The sequence below is a fragment of the Clostridium sp. AM22-11AC genome (assembly GCF_003473545.1).
Taxonomy (GTDB): Bacteria; Bacillota; Clostridia; order Lachnospirales; family Lachnospiraceae; genus Enterocloster.
This window is the reverse complement of record NZ_QUCM01000004.1, coordinates 183,652-206,181: the sequence shown is the minus strand read 5'-3', so window position 1 is coordinate 206,181 and position 22,530 is coordinate 183,652. Positions and strand designations below refer to the sequence as shown.

Genomic DNA, 22,530 nt, shown 5'->3' with positions numbered 1-22,530 from the left:
CTCTTACTGCAAATCTACACCCAAAATCAGCACATGGTCAAAGAAAGGAGGACCTCACAATGAACACCTGGAACTTGTTATTACACTTTCTGATTATTTTTGATCTGGTCGCCTTCGGAATTTACTTTGGAGGAGACATTCTTTTCACTGCTATAAGCAAAGTTCAAAAAAAATCAAAGAAGGACGATGACTTGGATCTTTATGATTTTGAAATTGAGACCGCACCCCAAAAACGCTCTTTATGTGTGGACTCAATCCGAATGCTTTATTCTGGTGAGATAGATGAATTTGTGGAAAAGGAACTGTTGCCTGATGCAGCGGAGACCATGAACGCTTTATCTGAAGCTGAAAAAACAGCAGTTAGCCTGTTACTAAAAGCTTATATCGGTTTTTTGAGCGAAGAAGCAACGGTAGATGAACAAAGTTTTCCCATGGTTAAGGAACTGTTGTCTTATACACAGGGCAGCAAAGAAGATGGTGAAAAAGATGCCATAGATTGTCTGATGGAAGATACGGTCAGCAGAACCCACAGACATCGAGAATATTACAACAATTATCAACGCTATCAACTGATGCAGGTGGATAAAGAGCGTGTGATTATGGCCTGCAATATCATAATCAATGATTTGATTGGCAGGTTGTACCGATATGATTATCGCTTTGGCTATGACATTACACTTGCCTCAGAACACAGCATTGCAAAAAAACTGTCTGATAATTGGCAGAATGAATGGGAGGTTGAAGATTATGAAGCTGGTGATTGCTGAAAAACCATCGGTTGCACAAAGTCTGTCGGCGGTGATTGGTGCAACCGCCCGTAAGGACGGGTATCTGGAGGGAAACGGCTGGCGTGTCAGCTGGTGCGTGGGCCATCTGGCCGGGCTTGCAGATGCAGACAGCTATGACCCCAAGTATGCCAAGTGGCGATATGATGACCTGCCTATTCTGCCGGAGCATTGGCAGATGGTGGTGGGAAAGGATAAGAAAAAGCAGTTTGATATTCTCAAAAAGCTGATGAATGCCCCGGATGTGACGGAGGTGGTAAACGCTTGCGATGCCGGACGCGAGGGCGAGCTGATCTTCCGCAGTGTCTATGAGCTGGCAGGCTGCCAAAAGCCGATGAAAAGGCTTTGGATTTCTTCGATGGAGGACTCCGCCATCAGGGAGGGCTTTGCAAACCTCCGCCCCGGTGCGGACTATGACGGACTTCGGGATGCTGCTCTCTGTCGTGCCAAGGCCGACTGGCTGGTGGGGATCAATGCCACAAGGCTTTTTTCCGTGCTGTACCACCGCACCCTCAACATCGGGCGCGTGATGTCCCCTACGCTGGCACTCATTGTCCAGCGAGAAGCTGAGATCGACACCTTTAAGCCGGTTCCCTTTTATACCGTGGCACTGGAGCTACCCGGTCTTACCGTATCCGGGGAGCGCATGGCGGATAAGGCCGCTGCCGAGCAGCTGAAAGAAGTCTGCCAGGGTGCAGCCGTCACGATCAAAAAGGTGGAGTGCAAGGAAAAGTCCGAAAAGCCGCCCGCCCTCTATGACCTGACTACTCTGCAAAGAGATGCCAACCGCTTGCTTGGATTTACAGCCCAGCAGACCCTGGACTATCTGCAAAGCCTGTATGAAAAGAAGCTCTGCACCTATCCCCGTACTGACAGCCGCTATCTGACCGGTGATATGGCAGACAGCCTGCCGGTGCTGGTCAATCTGGTTGCCAATGCTATGCCGTTTCGCAAAGGGATCGCCATTACCTGTGATCCGCAGCCAGTCATCAACGATAAGAAAGTAACCGACCACCACGCAGTAATCCCTACCAGAAATCTCAAGGATGCAGACCTTTCTGCCCTTCCTGCGGGAGAAAAAGCGGTGCTGGAGCTGGTGGCCCTGCGTCTGCTGTGTGCCGTAGCCCAGCCCCATATCTATTCGGAAACCGTTGTGATTGCCGACTGTGCCGGTGGGGAGTTTACCGCCAAAGGAAAAAAAGTGAAGCACCCCGGATGGAAAGCACTGGAGGACGCTTACCGTGCCAAAATGAAGGATGCGGAGCCAAAAAAAGAGGGCGCAGAGAAAGCCCTGCCGGAGCTGACCGAAGGACAGACCCTTTCGGTTTCTGCGGCAATCGTCAAAGAAGGCAAAAGCAGTCCGCCCCAGCACTTTACGGAGGACACCCTATTGTCCGCGATGGAGACTGCCGGAAAAGAAGATATGCCGGAGGATGCCGAACGAAAAGGTCTGGGGACACCGGCCACCCGTGCCGGTATTTTGGAAAAGCTGGTATCTGCCGGTTTTCTGGAACGAAAAAAGAGCAGGAAAACGGTGCAGCTTCTCCCTTCCCACGATGCAGTTTCCCTTATCACCGTTCTGCCGGAACAGCTGCAATCGCCGCTTTTGACTGCCGAGTGGGAGTACCGCCTGGGCGAGATCGAGCGCGGGCAGCTTGCCCCGGAGGAGTTTTTGGACGGGATCAGCACCATGTTGGGAGACCTGGTGGGGACTTATCAGGTCATCAAGGGAACCGAGTACCTGTTCTCCCCGCCCCGTGAGGTGGTAGGCAAATGCCCCCGCTGCGGCGGTGAAGTTGCAGAACTGCAAAAAGGCTTCTTCTGTCAGAATGATTCTTGCAAATTTGCAATCTGGAAAAATAACAAATGGTGGGCTGCCAAGAAAAAACAGCCGACCAAGGCTGTGGTGTCTGCACTGCTGAAAGATGGCCGTGTCCGTGTAACGGGCCTATATTCGGAGAAAACCGGCAAGACCTACGATGCCACTGTGGTTTTGGAGGACGATGGACAGTACGCCAACTTCAAGCTGGAATTTGACCAGCGGAAAGGAGGCAGCCGATGAAGCTCTCTTTAGCGGAACGGGAAACCATTCTCCTCTATAACCAGGCAGAACCAATGGCTGAGGTCTACACCCACGATCCCCGTTTGATGGAGAAGCTGGAACTGCTGGCAAAAAAGCACCCCGACCAGATCACCCGAAAGGACGCCCATAACTTTACCGTCCCCAAGCGGTGTGTATCAGTCAGGGAGCCATACAGCGCCGAGCGTCGCAAAGCTGCCAGTGAGCGTGCGAAAGCTGCCGGATACCAGCCCCCTGTGAGAAAGTCCAGCAGTTAAAGGCACATGGCAGAGAATGTATTTGAAGCAGTCAAGCAGTCGGTCAGCACCAGAGAAGCGGCAGCGTTTTATGGGATCGAGGTCAAACGAAATGGTATGGCCTGCTGTCCCTTTCACGATGATAAGAACCCCAGCATGAAGGTAGATCAGCGGTTCCACTGCTTTGGCTGCGGTGCAGATGGGGATGTGATCGACTTTACCGCAAAGCTCTTTGACCTCTCCCCAAAAGAAGCGGCGGAGAAACTGGCACAGGACTTTGGCCTGATCTATGACAGTCAGGCCCCTCCCCGCAGGAGGTATGTCCGGCAGAAAACCGAGGCACAAAAGTTTCGGGAGGACCGGCAGCAGTGTTATCGCGTACTGTCCGATTACTACTATCTGCTGAAAAAATGGGAGGCCGACCATTCTCCCCGGACACCGGAGGAGAAACCGCACCCCCGCTTTGTGGAAGCAATCCATAAGAAAATCTATGTGGAGTACCTGCTGGATCTTTTTCTTTATGAAAGTGAAGAAGAACAAAAGGCATGGATTGCAGAACACACAGCAGAAATCACACACTTGGAAAGGAGATTGAAAATCATGGCTGAGAACAAACCCACCAACCGAGAGCGGCTAAGGGAAATCACAGACGGCATCGAGCAGGGCATCAAGGAACTGTTTGAGAGTGAAAAGTATATGCGCTATCTGTCCGTTATGTCCCGCTTCCACCGCTATTCGGTAAACAACACCATGCTCATCTATATGCAGAAGCCGGACGCCACTTTGGTAGCCGGATACAATAAGTGGAAAGACCAGTTTGAGCGTCATGTTAAAAAGGGAGAACATGGCATTACCATCATCGCCCCCACACCGTACAAGAAGAAAATCGAGGAGCAGAAACTGGACCCGGATACCAAGGCTCCGATTTTGGATAAAGACGGAAAGATCATCACAGAGGAAAAAGAAATCGAGATCCCCATGTTTCGCCCGGTCAAGGTCTTTGATGTGAGCCAGACCGATGGGAAACCTTTGCCGGAGCTTGCCTCCTCCCTTTCCGGCAATGTGCCCAATTATGAGGCATTCATGGAGGCCCTGCGCCGCAGTGCGCCGATGCCGATCACTTTTGAAGCAATGGCCGCCGATACGGACGGCTATTTTTCTGCCGATCATCAGAAAATCGCCATTCGTCAGGGCATGAGCGAGGTGCAGACGGTTTCGGCCACGGTTCACGAGATTGCCCACAGCAAGCTCCACAATCAGAAAAAGATTCAGATTGCCAATGACGAGCAATATCAGGAGATCGAGCTGTTTGATAAACCCGGTCTGTTCTCCAATGGGCGGATTGTCCGTGATAATCTGCCGGAGGGCGTTTATTGCTATGACCTGCGCGGTTCTGACTACGACCCCGGAGAGCCGGTCTGTGTAGAAGAACGAGTGGTTGTAAACCATGCAGGTTCCGTTCTGCTGACAGATCCGCTGGAGCTGGCGGAAAATGGACGCCTGATGCTGACCGAGGAAGAAGGACTGAATTTTGTTGGCGGCTTTTCTACTCTCGCCCAGTTTTTGCAGGAACAGAAGAAAGACCGTCACACGGAAGAAGTAGAGGCTGAAAGCATCTCCTATGCAGTCTGCAAATATTTTGGCATTGAAACCGGAGAAAACAGCTTCGGCTATATTGCCAGCTGGAGTCAGGGCAAGGAACTGAAAGAGCTGAGAGCCAGTTTGGAGACCATCAATAAGACCTCCGGCACTTTGATCTCTGACATTGAGCGCCACTATAAGGAAATCTGCAAAGAGCGTGGAATTGACCCCAATGCAAAAAAAGAGCCGGAAATGGCGGTTCTTGATGCGGAGGCAAACCAGCAGGAGGCTTTGTTTCTAATTGACGATGCCACCTATCTTCATATTCAGCCCTGTGACAGCGGCTGGGACTACACCCTTTACGATGCCGCGTCCATGAAAGAGCTGGATGGCGGTCAGCTGGATATGCCGGAGCTTTCCCGCATGAAGGCAGTTCTCCAGATTTGTGATGACAACGATCTGGACAGCACTTCACTTAGACACGCTCCCCTGTCTATGATCGAGACCTTGCAGGAAGCTGCCTATCAGCAGATGCAGGCAGAGGTCGGTCAGATGGCCGCTTCTTCCCAGCTGCCGGAGGCACAGGAGCAGGCGCTGGATGAATACCCAACGCCCGATGAGCAGGTCTCCACACCGGATATGCAGAAATACGGTTACTCTTATGACGGGATGCTCCCTGTTACAAGAGAACGGGCGCTGGAACTGGATGCTGCCGGTTTGACCGTCTATGTGCTGCATGAGGACAATACGGAGAGCATGGTGTTTGACCCGCAGGAAATCATGGAGCATGGCGGTCTTTTCGGTGTGGACCGCGAGGAATGGGAGAAAAGCCCTCAGTTCCACGAAAAGGTCATGGAGCGTCAGGAACATCAGCAGGAACGAGAACAGGCATTTCTCTCCCAGAACAGAAACTGCTTTGCCATCTACCAGGTGAGCCGTAACGATCCGCAAAATGTGCGCTTTATGAATCTGGACTGGTTAGAGTCCCATGATGTTTCCGTAGACCGCAGCAATTATGACCTCATTTACACCGCTCCGCTGAGTGAGTCTGGCACTGTGCCGGAGCAGCTGGAAAAACTCTATCAGCAATTCAATCTGGAAAAACCCGTAGACTTTCACAGTCCCTCCATGAGCGTCAGCGACATCGTTGCGATCAAACAGGACGGTAAGGTATCCTGTCATTACTGCGACAGCGTTGGTTTTACCCAGATCCCCGGATTCCTGCCGGAAAATCCGCTGAAAAATGCGGAAATGGCCCTGGAGGACGATTATGGCATGATCGACGGTATCATCAACAATGGCGCAAAAGAGCCTACGGTGGCAGAGCTGGAACAGCAGGCCCGAAGCGGTCAGCCCATTTCCCTGATGGAGTTGGCAGCCGCCACCCATCGGGAGGAACGGGAAAAGAAAAAGTCCGTCATGGAGCAGCTGAAAGGCCAGCCCAAGACAGAACACAAAAAGACAGCACCAAAAAAGAGTGCGGAAAGGGAGATTTGATATGGGAAACTTTACTTTTGAGGAAATGAACCTGATGTGCATTTACAATACCGGCAGCCGCACCGGATTGATCGACAGCCTGCGTGAGATGCGCGGCGAGCTTTCGCCGGAGGAAACGGAACTGAGGGAGCTAACCGACAGCGCCCTTACGAAGCTCTGTGCGATGACCGATGAGGACTTTGCCCAGCTGGAGCTGTACCCGGATTTTGACCAGTAAACAGCATAACCGCAGGGATGGGGTGGCAATTTGCCACCCCACCTCTTTACCCCAAAACTGAAAGGAGGACAGAACACCATGCTAACCAAAGCTGAACTATATGCACAGATGGCGGACAAGGTGGCAACACAGCTCACGGGGAGCTGGCAGGAATGGGCAGGGTTTCTCACTACTGCTTCCCGCCTTTACAAGTACCCGTTCCATGAGCAGCTGATGATCTATGCCCAGCGACCGGACGCCACCGCCTGTGCGGAGTACGATTTGTGGAATGAAAAGATGGGCCGTTATGTAAGGCGCGGTTCCAAGGGAATCGCTCTGGTGGACGATTCCGGAGACAGACCACGCCTGCGCTATGTCTTTGATATTTCCGACACCGGAACCCGTGAACATTCCCGCACTCCCTGGCTGTGGCAGCTGGAGGAGCGCCATCTGGATTCCGTGCAGGCCATGCTGGAGCGCACCTATGATGTTTCCGGTGATGACCTTGCCGGACAGCTCACGGAGGTAGCCGGAAAACTGGCCGAGGAATACTGGACGGAGCATCAGCAGGACTTCTTCTATATCGTTGACGGTTCCTTTTTGGAGGAATATGATGAGTATAACATCGGAGTGCAGTTCAAGGCAGCCGCCACCGTCAGCATCACTTACGCTTTGATGTCCCGCTGTGGACTGGAGCCGGAACGCTACTTCGACCACGAAGATTTCATGGCGATCTTTGATTTCAACACCCCGTCCACCATCGGGGCGCTGGGAACAGCGGTCAGTCAGATCAACCAGCAGGTGCTGCGGCAGATCGGCGTCACCGTCCGAAATGCAGAGCGCGAAGCCAACCAAGAAAGGAGCAAACAAGATGAACAATCCCATGACCTACATCCAGAACGGAGACTATCTGATTCCCGACCTGAAGCTGAGCCAGCAGCCGGAGAAACCTCTGGGCAAATACGGCAGGATGAGGAAAACCTACCTGAAGGAACACCGTCCCATCCTCTACAACCAGATGCTGCTGAGCGAGAAGCTGTACCCGCACCTTCTGGAGATCGACGAGACCGCCCAGAGCAGACTGGAGCAGATGATGCCCCAGCTGGCGAAGGAAGCGGGAGCCACCGAGGAACTGAAAGCCAGCGATCCCATGAAGTGGGTGGGGCTGATGAACACCTGCAAAGCTCAGGCCGAGGAAATCCTGATGGCGGAGCTTATCAACAGCTGACCCTAAACCTGCTCCTCTCCGAAGCGGAACAGATCCAATCCATAGATGAAGCAGAGAATGTAGCGCATACATCCTCTGCTTTTTCTTTTGCCCAAAATGACATCGACCATGTGCTGCGTTTGGGCGGCAATACAGACCGTCAAAGGGAGCGTGTGGTTGCAGCCTTTGAAAAGCAGAAAACCACCGCTGAGATTGCCGAGATACTGAAAACGCTGTACCACGGTGGCAACGGCCTTGGCAGTGTGAGTGCATGGTATGCCGAGGATGGTATCCATCTTTCCCACGGGAAGTCTGTCCGTTATGACAGGTCTGCCCAGGTCATTTCTTGGGAGCGCGCCGCAGAGCGTATCGGGGAGCTTTTGGAAAGTGGTCAGTTTGCCTCCAATGTGGAGCTTGCAGAAGCGGCAGGCTATGAACGCTCCCTCCTCTCGGAAAAGCTCTGGCATCTGTATCACGATCTCAGTGAGGACGCCAGAAAAGCCGGATATTTGTCCTGCCTGTCAGAGATCAAAGGCAATGGTTTCCCAGAGGAGACCCGCCGCCTGACGGAGCAGCTGAGTGACCCGGCTGTCCGCCAGACCCTCAAGGAAGAATACGCTGCCTTCTGGACTGCCTATCAGCAGGACCGTGACCTGTTGCGTTTTCACTATCATAGACCGAGGGAGATCTGGGAGAACCTGAAGGACCTTGACCTGCCCCGCAGGACCTTTTCTTCAGAGCTTTCCCAAGTGCCAACCGTCCAGCACTTTATTACCGAGGATGAGATCGACGCCGCCATGACCGGCGGAAGCAGTTTCGCCGGAGGAAAAGGCCGTATCTATGCGTTCTTCATGGAAAACCATACGGATAAGGAGAAAGTAAGATTCCTCAAAGACGAGTATGGCATTGGCGGACGCTCTCATGCCTTGTCCGGTGCAACACACAGCGGCGAAGATCACGATGGGAAAGGACTGCACTATAAAAAGCAGGACTGCCCGGATGTTCACTTGAACTGGGAAAAGGTTGCCAAGCGCATTACCTCACTTGTCCAGAAAGACCGCTATCTTACCGAACAGGAACAGGCGCAGTATGACAAAATCCAGGCTGAAAAGGAACTGGCAGAAGAAGATGCCATTCAAGCACAGCAGCCGGAGATGGAGAAAGGAACACCAAAGCCTACCCTTGGGGAGCAGTTTGAGCAGTATAAGCCTGTGGTGACTGCCGCCATTTACGAGGATACCGCATATCGCAATGCCTGCGGTCATTCCGACCGTGAAAATGCTGTCATCGAGGGCAATGCCGCTGTGCGCCGTGCGATTCTTGGCTCTAAGGATATGGAGCTGATCCGCCTTTATTCGGATGTGCCGGAGTTCCGCCAGCGCCTGCACCGGGAAGTGATCGACGAAACCTATCCAAAGCTCCATGAGCTTCTGCGCCCTCTTTCTCAGGAAGATATTGATACTGCCCTTTGTGCATGGAACGGCAATATCGAGAGTAAACACGCTGTCGTCCGTTATATGAAAGACCATGCAAGAGAAAAAGATACCGCCGCATGGCTGGCTCAGGAATACGGCGGCAGTAACAGCAACAGCCTGTTTGTTGTCCGTGCCGGCAGCCCGGAGGAAACGCAGCTGCCCTGGCCGAAGGTACAGCGCAGGCTTGCCCAGCTCATTCAGGAGGACCGGTTCTATACCGAAGAAGAACAGGACCGTTTTGACGACATCGACCCAATCGCCATCCGGGAAGCTCTGGAAGAAAGAGGGATCGTCAACGGACAGGTGGCAGACCCGGAAAAACTGGACAATTCCTCATTTATCCAGCAGGTAATGTCGGATGTAGAGCAGATCGCAGCTGCCGAGACAGAACAGACTTCCGATGTTTTCATTTCCGATGAGGAATATGATGCAGTTCGCCGCCCAACTCCGCAAAGAACCTCCTATGACCCTGCCGCCCCGGTTTATGCCGTGGGTGATACCGTGTATATCGAGGATGACGCTTATCAGATCACCGAGCTGAGGGATGACACCGTACAGCTTCTGCCCACCGGCATGGTATATCCCATCTATCGGGCAGAGCGCAAAGAACAGTTCGAGCAGCTGCTTCGGGCAGACCGCCGCAATGCTTACTATACCGAGTTTCTTCCCATTGACCCGGACAAGGCAAATCAAGACTTGCGGGATGTATTGTCCCATGGACTGATGGATGAAGCAGATAAACAGCAGCTTTCCACGCTACTTCAATCTGGCAGGAGCAACAGTGAGATCGCCTACTGGCTGAGCAGGGCTTATCCTCGTGAGATTGAGACGCTGGATTTGGAGACCGGCGATATTGCCGATTACCGTACCACGGCACAGGGCATGGAGCTGGAAGTCATGGATGCAGAGGAAAAGCGTCTGGCTGTGCTGTATTTCCGTTGGGATGAGGTTGCGCCTTTGCTGCGCGGGATGTATGCCCGTCAGCAGGACGGCTTTGGACAGGAACAGCCCCAATCGGCTACCGAATCCCCGACCTTCCATTCCGAGACCATGGCCGTCTATCCGGGCGATAAGAACAATCTGCCTTATGATGTGGTGGTGGAACGACTGCATATCGAGGAGCCAGAGCCACCAGCCCCTGTGACTGAGCCGGAGAAAACCTTTGAGGAAGTGCTGGACGAACACCCGGTTTCCATTCAGGTCAATGGCCAGTGGGAGACCTTCTCCAATGCCAAAGCTGCCGAGGAAGCCTCCTATGAGGAATACAAGGCTAACCTGCGCCGCAATGCAAAAAACTTCCGCATTACCGATGAGCATTTGGGCGAAGGCGGTCCGAAAGCCAAGTTCCAGGCAAATGTCAATGCGATTCGTTTACTGAAAGAACTGGAAGTTGCCGGACAGCAGGCAAGCCCCGAACAGCAGGAGGTTCTTTCTCGATATGTGGGCTGGGGCGGTCTCTCTGATGCGTTTGACCCGGAGAAACCGGCATGGGCTTTAGAGTATGCCCAGCTAAAAGAACTGCTGACCCCGGAGGAATATGCCGCCGCCAGAAGCTCTACCCTCAACGCCCATTACACCAGCCCTACGGTCATTCAGGCCATCTATGAAGCGGTGGACCGTATGGGATTTGAGACCGGAAATATTCTGGAGCCGTCCTGCGGTGTGGGCAATTTCTTTGGTATGCTGCCGGAGAAAATGCGAAACAGCCATCTGTACGGCGTAGAGTTGGACCCGGTTTCCGGGCGCATCGCAAAGCAGCTTTATCCCAAGGCGGACATCACAGTAGGCGGCTTTGAGACCACTGACCGCCGGGACTTCTTTGACCTTGCCATCGGCAATGTGCCTTTTGGTCAGTATCAGGTTCGAGATAAAGCCTACAACAAGCTGAATTTCAGCATCCACAACTACTTTTTTGCCAAAGCACTGGACCAGGTGCGTCCCGGCGGCGTGGTGGCTTTTGTAACCTCCCGCTATACTATGGACGCCAAGGATTCCACCGTGCGCCGCTATCTTGCCCAGCGTGCTGAGCTGCTGGGAGCTATCCGTCTGCCGAATGACGCGTTCAAAAAGAATGCCGGTGCCGAGGTGGTATCGGACATCATCTTCCTCCAAAAGCGGGACCGCCCGCTGGACATCGTGCCGGAATGGACCCAGACCGGACAGACGGAGGACGGTTTTGCCATCAACCGCTATTTCCTGGACCACCCGGAAATGGTGCTGGGCCGACAGGAGCCGGAAAGCACCGCCCATGGCATGGACTACACCGTGAATCCCATTGAGGGGCTGGAGCTTGCCGATCAGCTGCATGATGCCGTGAAGTACATTCGCGGCACCTACCAGGAAGCCGAGCTGCCGGAGCTGGGTGAGGGCGAAGCCATCGACACCTCCATTCCCGCCGACCCCAATGTGAAGAACTATTCCTATGCCATTGTAGACGGGCAGGTGTACTACCGGGAAAACAGCCGTATGGTGCGCCCTGACCTCAACGCCACCGCCGAAGCCCGCGTGAAAGGTCTTGTGGGACTGCGTGATTGTGTGCAGGAGCTGATCGACCTTCAGATGGATGCAGCGGTTCCAGACAGCACCATTACCCAAAAACAGGCGGAACTGAACCGGCTCTATGATAGCTTTTCTGCCAGATACGGTCTCATCAACGACCGTGCAAATCGGCTGGCCTATGCAGATGATTCTTCCTATTACCTGCTCTGTGCGCTGGAAGTTATCGACGAGGACGGAAAGCTGGAGCGCAAGGCGGATATGTTCACCAAACGGACCATCAAGCCCCATCAGGCAGTGGTTACTGTGGATACGGCAAGCGAAGCACTGGCGGTGTCCATCTCGGAAAAGGCCTGCGTAGATATGAGCTATATGAGTCGGCTTACCGGAAAAACAAAAGAAGAACTGGCCGGAGAGCTGCAAGGCGTGATCTTCCGTGTACCGGGACAGTTGGAGAAAGACGGCACACCCCATTTTGTGACTGCTGATGAATACCTTTCCGGCAATGTACGCCGCAAACTGCGTCAGGCGCAGCGGGCGGCGCAGCAGGACCCTTCTTTTGCAGTCAATGTGGAAGCTCTTACCGCCGCCCAGCCCAAAGACCTGGACGCGTCGGAGATCGAGGTGCGCCTTGGTGCCACCTGGATCGACAAGGAATATATCCAGCAGTTTATGTATGAGACCTTCAACACCCCGTTTTATCTCCAGCGCAGTATCGAGGTCAACTATTCGTCCTTTACCGCTGAATGGCAGATCAAGGGGAAATCTTCCGTATCCTACAACGATGTGGCAGCCTACACCACCTACGGAACCAGCCGTGCCAATGCCTACAAGATTTTGGAGGACAGCCTGAACCTGCGAGATGTCCGTATCTATGACACCATAGAGGACGCAGACGGAAAAGAGCGCCGCGTGCTGAACGCCAAGGAGACCACCCTGGCTGCACAAAAACAGCAGGCTATCCGGGAAGCCTTTAAGGACTGGATCTGGAGAGACCCGGAGCGCCGCCAGACTTTGGTGCGCCAGTACAACGAAGAAATGAACTCTACCCGTCCCCGCGAGTATGATGGCAGCCATATCACTTTTGGCGGCATGAACCCGGCCATTACCCTGCGGGAACACCAGAAAAGCGCTATCGCCCATGTGCTGTATGGAGGAAATACCCTGTTGGCACATGAAGTAGGCGCAGGCAAAACATTTGAGATGGTGGCTGCTTCGATGGAAGCCAAACGCCTGGGCTTGTGCCAGAAATCTCTCTTTGTGGTTCCCAACCACCTGACCGAGCAGTGGGCGTCGGAGTTTCTGCGCCTCTATCCCTCCGCAAATATCCTTGTCACAACCAAAAAGGACTTTGAGACCCATAACCGCAAGAAGTTCTGCGCCCGTATCGCGACCGGTGACTACGACGCCATCATCATGGGACACAGCCAATTTGAGCGTATCCCCATCAGCCGGGAGCGTCAGGAACGGCTTCTCTATGAGCAGATCGACGAGATCACCGAGGGAATCGCAGAGGTGCAGACCAGCGGCGGCGAGCGTTTTACCGTCAAGCAGCTGGAGCGTACCAGAAAGTCTCTGGAAGCCAGACTGGAAAAGCTGCAAGCCGAGGGGCGAAAAGATGATGTGGTAACTTTTGAGCAGCTGGGTGTGGACCGGCTGTTTGTGGACGAGGCCCACAACTACAAGAACCTGTTTTTATACACAAAAATGCGGAATGTGGCTGGTCTTTCCACATCGGACGCGCAGAAATCCTCCGATATGTTTGCCAAGTGCCGCTATATGGATGAGATCACCGGAAACCGTGGCGTGATCTTTGCCACCGGCACACCGGTCAGCAACTCTATGACCGAGCTTTACACCATGCAGCGTTATCTTCAATATGAACGCCTGCAAGAACTGAACATGACCCACTTCGACTGCTGGGCTTCCCGATTTGGGGAGACCGTTACCGCATTGGAGCTGGCACCGGAAGGCACCGGCTACCGGGCAAGAACGAGATTCAGCAAGTTCTTTAACCTGCCGGAGCTGATGAACCTGTTCAAAGAAGTGGCCGACATTAAGACTGCCGACCAGCTGAATCTACCTACCCCGGAAGTGGAATACCACAACATCGTGGCGCAGCCTACCGAACATCAGCAGGAAATGGTCAAGGCCCTTTCGGAGCGCGCATCGCTGGTACACAGCGGAACCGTTGACCCGTCCCAGGACAATATGCTCAAGATTACCTCGGATGGCCGCAAGCTGGGGCTTGACCAGAGGATCGTCAACCAGATGCTGCCGGATGAACCCGGCACAAAGGTCAATCAGTGTGTGGACAACATCATGCAGATCTGGCGGGACGGCGAAGCGGACAAGCTGACCCAGCTGGTGTTCTGCGACATTTCTACACCACAGGCAAAAGCTCCTGCAAGCAAGGCGGCGAAAACGCTGGATAATCCACTGCTTCACGCACTGGAAAGCACTGTGCCTTTGCCGGAGCAGGAACCGGCCTTTACGGTATATGACGATATTCGTCAGAAACTCATTGCTCAGGGGATGCCTGCCGACCAGATCGCTTTTATCCATGAAGCAAACACCGAAGTGCGGAAAAAGGAGCTGTTTTCTAAAGTCCGTACCGGTCAGGTGCGTGTGCTTATGGGCAGCACCGCCAAGATGGGCGCAGGCACCAATGTGCAGGACCGTCTGGTGGCACTTCATGATCTGGACTGTCCGTGGAGGCCGGGAGACCTTGCCCAGCGCAAGGGCCGTATCGAGCGCCAGGGCAACCAGAATCCCCTTGTCCATGTGTACCGCTATGTGACCGAGGGAACCTTTGACGCATACCTCTGGCAGACGGTGGAGAACAAGCAGAAATTCATCAGCCAGATCATGACTTCTAAATCGCCGGTGCGCTCCTGCGATGATGTGGACGAAACGGCGCTTTCCTTTGCCGAGATCAAGGCTCTGTGCGCCGGAGACCCCCGTATCAAAGAGCGTATGGATCTGGATGTGGAGGTATCCCGCCTGAAGCTGATGAAAGCCGACCACCAGAGTAAGCAGTACCGCTTGGAGGATCAGTTGCTCAAATATTTCCCGGAGGAGATTGAAAAGCACAAGGGCTTTATCAAAGGCTTTGAATCTGACCTGGAGGTTTTGGCAGCTCACCCGCACCCGGAGGACGGTTTTGCTGGTATGGAAATCCGCGGCGATCTGCTGACCGATAAGGAGAACGCCGGCGCAGCCCTTTTGGATGCCTGCAAGGAGGTCAAAACCTCCGATCCGGTGCAGATCGGCAGCTACCGGGGCTATGCCATGTCTGTGGAATTTTCCGCTTGGAAACAGGAATATACGCTCCTGCTGAAAGGACAGATGACCCACCGGGCAACCCTTGGTACAGACCCTCGCGGAAATCTTACCCGTATCGACAATGCCCTCGCCCAGATGCCCCAGCGTCTGGAGGCGGCAAAGGCCCAGCTGGATAACCTCTATCAGCAGCAGGCTGCCGCAAAGGAGGAAGTTGGAAAGCCATTCCTTTATGAAGAAGAACTGAGAAGCAAAAACGCCCGTCTGGTGGAGCTGGATACCCTGCTCAACATCGACGGAAAGGGACCGGCACACGATGAAGCTGTCGTTGCCAAAAGCACACGGCCTTCGGTATTGGATCATCTGAAACGCCCGGTGCCACCCCGCAGTACTGACAAGAAACCAAAACAACATGAGGAGGTGCGATAACATGAATACCAACGATCTGAATACAGCTCTTTATGAAAAGATGGCCGCTGAGCAGGACAAATACAGGGACTGGCTGAAAAGCCAGCCTCCGGAAGAAATCCTGCACCACACTTATGAGTACACCATCCGTGAGGACATCGTGATGGCGATGGAGGAACTGGAGCTGACCGACGCCCAGGCTCAGGCGCTTTTGGAATCTCCTTCGCCGCTGGAAGATGTGTACCGTTATTTTGAAAAGCTGGAGACCGGCTATATGGATGTGATCCGGGACAGTATTGAGAACCGTGCCGACGATGTGTGCAGAGCTAAAGAGGAACTGCGAACAACACCGGTCTATCCACACTCTGCCGCCTATGCGAGAGAACATAGGGAACTGGAGCAGTACCGAGCTTCCAACAATGTAAATCTCCAATGCAAGGAGTCCATTGAAGCGGCGGTGCGGGAATACTTCGACGGAATGTATCTCAGTCACGATGCGGCAAAGGGTGTGATCGAGACCTATGGCATGGAGCGTGTGGCTTTGGTTCTGGCCAACACCGTCCAGCTTCAGGACTGGGATGGGCGCTACTCCCGACGCAATAAGGAATGGGCTAAGACCATTCCCAACGAGAACCCCGAAACCGTCCGTTGTGGTTATGTCCTGAACAGCCACCCTGCTGTGCTGGATGGCTTTATTGATCTGGTGCGAGAAGAACAGCAGCGTAGCCGTACTCAGGGAGAAAAACTGCAACCGTCCCGCCCCTCAGTACGGGATAAGCTCAAACAGGAGCTGCCTGCCCATAAGCCTGCCGCCCCGAAGAAACGGGAGCCGGAGCGATAACTATGGCAAAGCGTAAGCGGGATATGCAATTAAACTTTAGAGTTTCAGCGGAGGAGCTTGCTGTGATTGAGCAAAAAATGTCTCAGTTTGGAACCTCCAACCGTGAAGCCTATCTAAGAAAAATGGCGCTGGATGGGTATGTAGTCAAGCTGGAGCTGCCGGAGTTGAAGGAGCTTGTTTCCCTGATGCGCCGAAGCAGCAACAACTTAAACCAGCTGACCCGTAAAGTGCATGAGACTGGGCGGGTTTATGATGCTGACTTGGAGGATATATCCCAGCGGCAGGAACAGTTATGGGAGGGCGTAGAGGAAATCATTACCCAGCTTTCCAAACTCTTATAACAGGGATAGATACTCCATTTGCGAAGGGAGGAACGGCATTACTTCGCTGCTCCTCTCTCCGCTTTTTCTTTTTATCGGTATCCTTGTCTTTTGCCTGCCCATGCCGGATAATATGATTAGAAAAGATACCAAGAACGCTGCAAGGAGGAAATGACATGAAGATTTTGAAAGGGCTTTTGATGATTATAACTGCACCGGTCATTTTGGTTCTGACACTTTTTGTCTGGCTCTGCACGGGGCTGATCTACATATCCGGTCTGGTGCTCGGCCTGTTCAGTACCGTGATTGCTCTGCTTGGTGTGGCTGTGCTGCTTACCTATTCCCCGCAGAATGGTGTGATTCTGCTGGTCATGGCATTTTTGATTAGCCCGATGGGGCTGCCACTGGCTGCAATCTGGCTGATGGGTAAGGTGCAGAGTTTGAAATTTGCAATTCAGGAGTTGGTTTATGGATAAAAATACGCAAAACCATAAAATGCCAGACACCGTCTGTTAAATTTGGGAAAAGGAATTTTATATCCACGACTTTACTTTTAAACTAATATTGAATATAATATTAGTACGAAAGGAAGTGACATGATGGGACAATTTGAACAGCTGGATCAGATGCTAACAGCACAAGAAGGAATGCTGCGAACATCACAGGTCGTATCCTCTGGAATTTCAAAGCCGGTATTTTATGATTATGTGCGTTCACGAGATTTGGATAGAGTTGCACATGGGATTTATCTGTCCAAAGATTCCTGGGTGGATGCCATGTATCTGCTTCATTTGCGATTTGAACAAGCAGTATTTTCACATGAAACAGCTTTATTTTTTCACGATCTGACAGACCGTGAACCAATAGAATATACAGTTACGGTCAAAACTGGATGCAATCCAAGCAAAATGAAAGCAGAAGGCATTCAAGTTTTTACGATTAAAGCAGACTTACATGATGTAGGACTTACAACAGCGAAAACTCCGTTCGGGCATACTGTGCCGGTTTATGATATGGAGCGAACGATCTGTGATTTGCTCAGAAGCCGTAGCAGAATTGAAATTCAGACCTTTCAGGGAGCACTGAAAGCGTATGCCCGTAGAAAAGATAAGAACCTGCGAGCTTTAATGCAATATGCTGGGATGTTCAAGGTGGAAAAAATTTTACGACAGTATTTGGAGGTACTTTTATGATAAAAACAGCAAGGCAGCTTAAAGATTTAATACGAAACCTTTCCAGAGAAAAATCCGCAGATGCTCAGATTTTAATGAGGAACTACATGATGGAGCGTTTTTTGGAGCGTATTTCTCTTTCTGAGTATCGTGATAAGTTTATCTTGAAGGGTGGTATGTTGGTAGCGGCTATGGTTGGATTGGATGCCCGCTCTACGATGGATTTGGATGCAACCATAAAAGGAGCTAATGTTAATGTGGAGGATATTGAGAATCTAATTTCATCAATCGTAACTGTTCCGATTGATGATGGTGTTAAATTTCAGCTGAAAAGTATTTCGGAGATTATGGATGAAGCAGAGTATCCGGGGATTCGTGTCAGCATGAGTACAACATTCGATGGTGTAGTGACCCCTTTGAAAATTGATATTTCTACGGGAGATGCAATCACTCCAAGAGAGGTTCGGTATTCATTCAAACTTATGCTGGAAGATCGCTCCATTGATATTTGGGCTTATAATTTAGAAACTGTGCTGGCAGAAAAACTGGAAACCATTATTACCAGAACCACAACCAATACCCGCATGAGAGATTTCTACGATATTTACATTTTAGAACAGCTGCATGGAACCACGCTGAACCCGAAAATTTTACATGATGCGCTTCTGGCAACTGCTCATAAACGGGGATCGGAGAAGTATCTTAACCAGGCTGAAGAAGTTTTTGACGAAGTGGAAAATGATTCGGTTATGCAAAAACTTTGGGAGGCATACCGTAAAAAGTTTTCTTATGCTTCTGATTTGGAATGGGATGTGATTATGAAAGCAATTCGCAGGTTATATGTTCTTTGCGAGAAGGGCATCAGCTTATGAAAAAGCATGGACACTATTGTAAAGTTTGTGGTGAATACAAAGCCAACGAAAAATTTTCAGGCAAAGGTCATGCATCCCACATTTGTAAATCCTGTGCTTCGCTACCAGCAGAAACGCAGGCTGAACTGATGACACTGAATCGTCTTTTGAATCTTCCATGGAGGCTATCGAAAGAGCAGTTGTCCTGGCTGAAAAATCGACTAAAGGATAGGCGGCCTGATGTCCGTGCATTGGCGCAAGAGCAATATGAAATGAGATTTCCACCAAGACACTTAGAAGATGATGAGTTCAATTTTTTCGATGAAGAAAGTTTTATAGAATAGTGAAAGCGGTCTGCTATGGCAGGCCGTTTTCTTTTCGGGAAGGAGGTCTGACCTATGGCAACCACGAGAATCATGCCGCTTCATGTCGGCAAGGGCCGCACAGAAAGTCGGGCGATCAGTGACATCATCGACTATGTGGCCAACCCAAAGAAAACAGATGACGGCAGACTCATTACCGGCTATGCGTGTGACAGCCGGACTGTGGATGCGGAGTTCCTTCTGGCAAAGCGGCAGTACATTGCCGCTACCGGACGAGTGCGCGGCGCGGATGATGTGATCGCCTATCATGTGCGCCAGTCGTTCCGCCCCGGTGAGATCACTCCGGAAGAAGCGAACCGGCTGGGTGTGGAATTTGCCAAGCGTTTTACCAAGGGCAATCATGCCTTTGTGGTCTGCACTCATATAGACAAATCGCACATTCATAATCACATTATCTGGTCATCGGTCAGCTTAGAATATGACCGGAAATTCCGAAACTTTTGGGGCAGCACCAAGGCAGTCCGACAGTTAAGTGACACCATCTGCATCGAAAACGGACTGTCCATTGTGGAGAATCCGAAACCTCACGGAAAGAGCTATAACAAATGGCTGGGCGATCAGGCAAAGCCCTCTCACCGAGAGCTGCTGCGTGTAGCGATTGACAACGCATTATCACAAAGTCCTGCTAATTTTGAGGAGCTGCTGAGGCTGCTGCAAGAGTCCGGCTGTGAGGTATCAAAGCGCGGGAAATCGTATCGCCTGAAGCTCCCCGGTTGGGAGAAAGCCGCCCGAATGGGCAGCCTGGGCGAAGGATATGGATTAGATGATTTGCAGGCGGTTCTCTCCGGGAAGAAAGCGCATACCCCACGAAAGAAAATAGTTACACAGGCAGAGACGCAGAAGGTCAATCTGCTGGTGGACATTCAGGCAAAATTGCAGGCAGGAAAAGGTGCTGGCTATGCGCGATGGGCTAAAGTTTTCAATCTGAAGCAAATGGCGCAGACCATGAACTACCTATCAGAGCATAACCTGCTGGAGTATGCGGTTTTGGAAGAAAAGGCTGCGGCTGCCACGGCACATCACAATGAGCTTTCGGCACAGATCAAAGCAGCTGAAAAGCGCATGGCAGAGATTGCTGTTCTGCGTACTCACATCGTAAATTATGCCAAGACCCGTGAGGTCTATGTGGACTACCGCAAGGCCGGCTACTCTAAGAAATTCCGGGAGGAACATGAGGAAGAAATTCTGCTCCACCAGGCTGCTAAGAATGCCTTTGATGAGATGGGCGTCAAGAAGCTGCCCAAGGTCAAAGAGTTGCAGACGGAGTACGCGAAATTGCTGGAAGAAAAGAAAAAGACCTATGCCGAGTACCGGCGTTCCCGTGAAGAAATGCGGGAGCTTTTAACGGCAAAGGCTAATGTAGACCGAGTGCTGAAAATGGAGGTAGAACAGGATGTTGAAAAAGAAAAAGACCACGGCCAGCGGTAAGCTGGTCCTGGTCAAAAGCGTTCGCAGAACGCGCAGCCACAGAATGAAATTCTGTGTTCAAAGGGGCTTGGGGGCGCTGCCCTCAACAAGCAGCTTGTGGCGAAATGGATAGCCACAAGCATTGCTTGCCACAATATGCTGCGCATAAAATAAAAAACTAACGACGGGACGCTTACTGCCTCCTATCGTTAGTTTTCTGTGTTTAAGCGACTTATAAAACCAATCAGCATAATCAAATCGTCATCTGACATCTTTCTCATTCCGTCCAAAGCCTTCTTGATAAGCTGAGGGTTATTTTCCTGTGCATCAAAAAATTGAAGCGGTGTGATTTCAAAATACTCACAGATGTTGAGGAACTGCTTCATAGACGGCATAGAACGCCCAGAGGAAATCGCCTGAATATAGCTTCTGTTCTGCCCTAACTCCATGCTCATCTGATATTCTGAAACACCTTTTTTCAATCGCAATTCTGTGATCCGATTGCGGATAAATTCTTCGTCCATACGCTCACCTCTCTGCACTTTTAGCATAGCAGAAAGCAATTCTTGATACTTCGTATGTATTGTGTTATAATTTTATAATACAACCTTTATACGCATTATTATTTGCGTTATTTTTGCTTTATATGCGTAATCAAGGCAGTTATCAAGGGTGATTTATATGAATCAGTATGCCTGCGCCATTACCGGCCACCGACCAACAAGATTTTGCTTTTGATATAATGAGGAAGATCCCCTATGCCAAAAATTAAAAGAATGTCTCCTGGAGCAGTTTCGGATACTTCATGACGAGAAATTTGTCCGTACTTTTTTTGTCGGCGGTGCTCTTGGTGTGGATATGTGGGCTGGAGAACAGCTGCTGACATTGAGGGCACAAACGGGATACGAAGATATTAAAATTGTCGTTGTAGTTCCCTTCATCGGTTATGACTCTAAATGGCCGGATCAGAGTAGACATAGATTGAAAAAGCTGATCCAAAACGCAAACGATTCCATTGTTATTTCACATTCTGCGGATGTTTCCAGTTATAAAAAAAGGAATTACTATATGGTCGATCATGCAGAGTACCTTATCGGTGTGTTTGATAATCAGAAAAAGCTGCGCTCAGGTACAGCACAGACAGTCAACTATGCCTTGCATCAGGGAAAAGTAATCACTCTGATCCATCCAGACACTATGGAGATAACAGCCCCTGCGCCTTAACAAATTCACAAAAATTTTTCATTAGCATTTCCAACAAAATATTTTCATTGAAGGGGTGCTGTGATATAATAAGATATAAAACTACGCTCAGAACAAATGGTGCCGCTATGAACAAATATATTGGACAGCAATTTGCTGCTTTAAGATACGAAAAAAATATTTTGGTTGTTGAAGAAACTACATCTGCTGGTGGATGCGGCTCCTTCAACGCGGCTTCTTCATGTCCTGCGTCAGCCTGTCTTTATGACAGTGCGGCGTGGGGCTTTTTTATTGTTTGAAAAGAGTATGAAAAGAGAAATACCAGCAGGTATTTGCGTGAGGAGGAAGTAGAATGAACAGTGAACAGATCACAGCATTTTTGCAAGAGCATTGGTACATTGCCTCGGTGCTCATCGGGGCCGTGATTTTAATTGGGGCGATCCGCAACTGGAACTGGCTCTGCGACCCCACTGGTACGCGGGATGCCCACCGCCACAGCAGAGGATACCGGCGGGTGGTGTTCTTCCTGCTGGGCGTCCTTTTGATCGTGGTGAGCATCTGGGGATTTGTGCTGAAATTGAAATAAGAGGTATATCTATGAAACTGAATTGTAAACGCATTGATTTTACATATACACCCGGTGAGGAAATCTTCAACTTTCCCGAGGAATCGGGACTACCCTTTATCTTCGATGTAGAGGAAGAACTGACCGGCGATCCTGCTGTCATGGATGCGGTGGGAGAAATGCTGGATGAGGCGGAGAAATTGGCGGAGAAGGCCAAAGCCGCCATCAAAGCGGCGCTGGCAGACGAGGACAGCCGCTACCATAGCGTTGTGACATTTTTCATGGAGTTCCATCGGGACGATGTAGGCCCGGATATTGTGGCGGAACTTTTTCCGGGAACCGACCCAGCCAAACTGTCCTTTGCTGAGATGGTTGACTTTTTGAAGCTCAAGCGGTTCGGCAGTCTGGTGGATAGCGAGATGAACCAGCAAGTTTTCATTCTGGATCTGTCCTTTAACCCGGAGATTACCGACGAACTGATGGTAATCTACTTTGATTTGAACAAGGAGATTTTCTGTATCACACATGAGAGCTGAGCGTGACTG

General features: G+C 51.2%; 18 protein-coding genes and 1 pseudogene. 17 read left to right on the top strand and 2 right to left on the bottom strand.

Going from position 1 to position 22,530, the window contains the following annotated elements; all coding sequences use genetic code 11:
* The first annotated feature begins 59 nt into the window (after window positions 1–59).
* Genes DW251_RS06125 through DW251_RS06105 form a run of 5 tightly spaced genes read left to right on the top strand, consistent with a single transcriptional unit; the run spans window position 60 to window position 6,396 of the window.
* Entirely contained in the window at window positions 60–767 is a 708-nt protein-coding gene (locus DW251_RS06125; RefSeq protein ID WP_006059584.1) for a hypothetical protein, read from the top strand.
* Window positions 748–2,847, top strand: coding sequence for a type IA DNA topoisomerase (locus DW251_RS06120; protein WP_182433586.1), 2,100 nt, complete (start codon window positions 748–750; stop codon window positions 2,845–2,847). Before DW251_RS06125 ends, DW251_RS06120 begins: the two co-directional genes overlap by 20 nt.
* Window positions 2,844–3,122 carry a hypothetical protein gene (locus tag DW251_RS06115; protein ID WP_006059586.1) on the top strand — a complete coding sequence of 93 codons (279 nt, stop codon included), beginning with the start codon at window positions 2,844–2,846 and terminating at the stop codon, window positions 3,120–3,122. The genes DW251_RS06120 and DW251_RS06115 overlap by 4 nt, the downstream gene beginning before the upstream one ends.
* A gap of 6 nt (window positions 3,123–3,128) precedes the next feature.
* Entirely contained in the window at window positions 3,129–6,179 is a 3,051-nt protein-coding gene (locus DW251_RS06110) for an LPD28 domain-containing protein (RefSeq protein ID WP_006059587.1), read from the top strand.
* 1 nt (window position 6,180) lies between these two features.
* The gene (locus tag DW251_RS06105) at window positions 6,181–6,396 is read left to right on the top strand and encodes a transposon-transfer assisting family protein (protein ID WP_002570996.1); all 216 of its coding nucleotides are present in this window, start codon (window positions 6,181–6,183) and stop codon (window positions 6,394–6,396) included.
* A gap of 96 nt (window positions 6,397–6,492) precedes the next feature.
* Here the strand turns inward: DW251_RS06105 and DW251_RS18235 are convergent, their stop codons facing one another.
* Window positions 6,493–7,260 carry a hypothetical protein gene (locus DW251_RS18235; protein ID WP_243034888.1) on the bottom strand — a complete coding sequence of 256 codons (768 nt, stop codon included), beginning with the start codon at window positions 7,258–7,260 and terminating at the stop codon, window positions 6,493–6,495.
* Between DW251_RS18235 and DW251_RS18230 the strand changes: the two genes are divergently transcribed.
* From DW251_RS18230 to DW251_RS06065, 9 genes are all read left to right on the top strand, one after another.
* The gene (locus DW251_RS18230) at window positions 7,247–7,603 is read left to right on the top strand and encodes a TnpV protein (RefSeq protein WP_081016879.1); all 357 of its coding nucleotides are present in this window, start codon (window positions 7,247–7,249) and stop codon (window positions 7,601–7,603) included. The genes DW251_RS18235 and DW251_RS18230 overlap by 14 nt on opposite strands.
* A gap of 1,496 nt (window positions 7,604–9,099) precedes the next feature.
* Window positions 9,100–15,264, top strand: coding sequence for an SNF2-related protein (locus DW251_RS06100; RefSeq protein ID WP_347474625.1), 6,165 nt, complete (start codon window positions 9,100–9,102; stop codon window positions 15,262–15,264).
* Window position 15,265: 1 nt separating this feature from the next.
* Window positions 15,266–16,084, top strand: a complete 819-nt coding sequence (locus tag DW251_RS06095; protein ID WP_002595839.1) for a DUF3849 domain-containing protein — start codon at window positions 15,266–15,268, stop codon at window positions 16,082–16,084.
* 2 nt (window positions 16,085–16,086) lie between these two features.
* Window positions 16,087–16,425: a plasmid mobilization relaxosome protein MobC gene (gene mobC / locus DW251_RS06090; RefSeq protein WP_117470822.1), complete on the top strand. Its 339-nt coding sequence runs from the start codon at window positions 16,087–16,089 to the stop codon at window positions 16,423–16,425.
* A gap of 155 nt (window positions 16,426–16,580) precedes the next feature.
* A complete protein-coding gene (locus DW251_RS06085) occupies window positions 16,581–16,880 on the top strand; it encodes a CD1845 family protein (protein WP_002588980.1) in 300 nt (99 codons plus the stop codon).
* Between the two features lie 120 nt (window positions 16,881–17,000).
* On the top strand, window positions 17,001–17,597 hold the full coding sequence (locus DW251_RS06080; protein WP_002595843.1) for a type IV toxin-antitoxin system AbiEi family antitoxin domain-containing protein: 597 nt from the start codon (window positions 17,001–17,003) through the stop codon (window positions 17,595–17,597).
* Complete coding sequence (locus DW251_RS06075; RefSeq protein WP_002595844.1) at window positions 17,594–18,448, top strand: nucleotidyl transferase AbiEii/AbiGii toxin family protein; 855 nt, start codon at window positions 17,594–17,596, stop codon at window positions 18,446–18,448. The genes DW251_RS06080 and DW251_RS06075 overlap by 4 nt, the downstream gene beginning before the upstream one ends.
* Window positions 18,445–18,771, top strand: a complete 327-nt coding sequence (locus DW251_RS06070) for a hypothetical protein (protein WP_006059593.1) — start codon at window positions 18,445–18,447, stop codon at window positions 18,769–18,771. Before DW251_RS06075 ends, DW251_RS06070 begins: the two co-directional genes overlap by 4 nt.
* A 54-nt stretch (window positions 18,772–18,825) precedes the next feature.
* Window positions 18,826–20,238, top strand: a complete 1,413-nt coding sequence (locus DW251_RS06065; protein WP_118300492.1) for a relaxase/mobilization nuclease domain-containing protein — start codon at window positions 18,826–18,828, stop codon at window positions 20,236–20,238.
* Between the two features lie 188 nt (window positions 20,239–20,426).
* Here the strand turns inward: DW251_RS06065 and DW251_RS06060 are convergent, their stop codons facing one another.
* Entirely contained in the window at window positions 20,427–20,741 is a 315-nt protein-coding gene (locus DW251_RS06060; RefSeq protein ID WP_002576937.1) for a helix-turn-helix transcriptional regulator, read from the bottom strand.
* A 157-nt stretch (window positions 20,742–20,898) separates the two neighbouring features.
* Between DW251_RS06060 and DW251_RS06055 the strand changes: the two are divergent.
* The 3 genes and pseudogenes from DW251_RS06055 (at window position 20,899) to DW251_RS06045 (ending at window position 22,521) form a co-directional block, all read left to right on the top strand.
* A pseudogene (locus tag DW251_RS06055) lies at window positions 20,899–21,441 on the top strand (SLOG family protein).
* Window positions 21,442–21,772: 331 nt separating this feature from the next.
* Window positions 21,773–22,006 (top strand): immunity 17 family protein, encoded by a 234-nt coding sequence (locus DW251_RS06050; protein WP_002576934.1) that lies wholly within the window; start codon window positions 21,773–21,775, stop codon window positions 22,004–22,006.
* 11 nt (window positions 22,007–22,017) lie between these two features.
* Entirely contained in the window at window positions 22,018–22,521 is a 504-nt protein-coding gene (locus DW251_RS06045) for a DUF2004 domain-containing protein (RefSeq protein WP_002588985.1), read from the top strand.
* The last annotated feature ends 9 nt before the right edge of the window (window positions 22,522–22,530 follow it).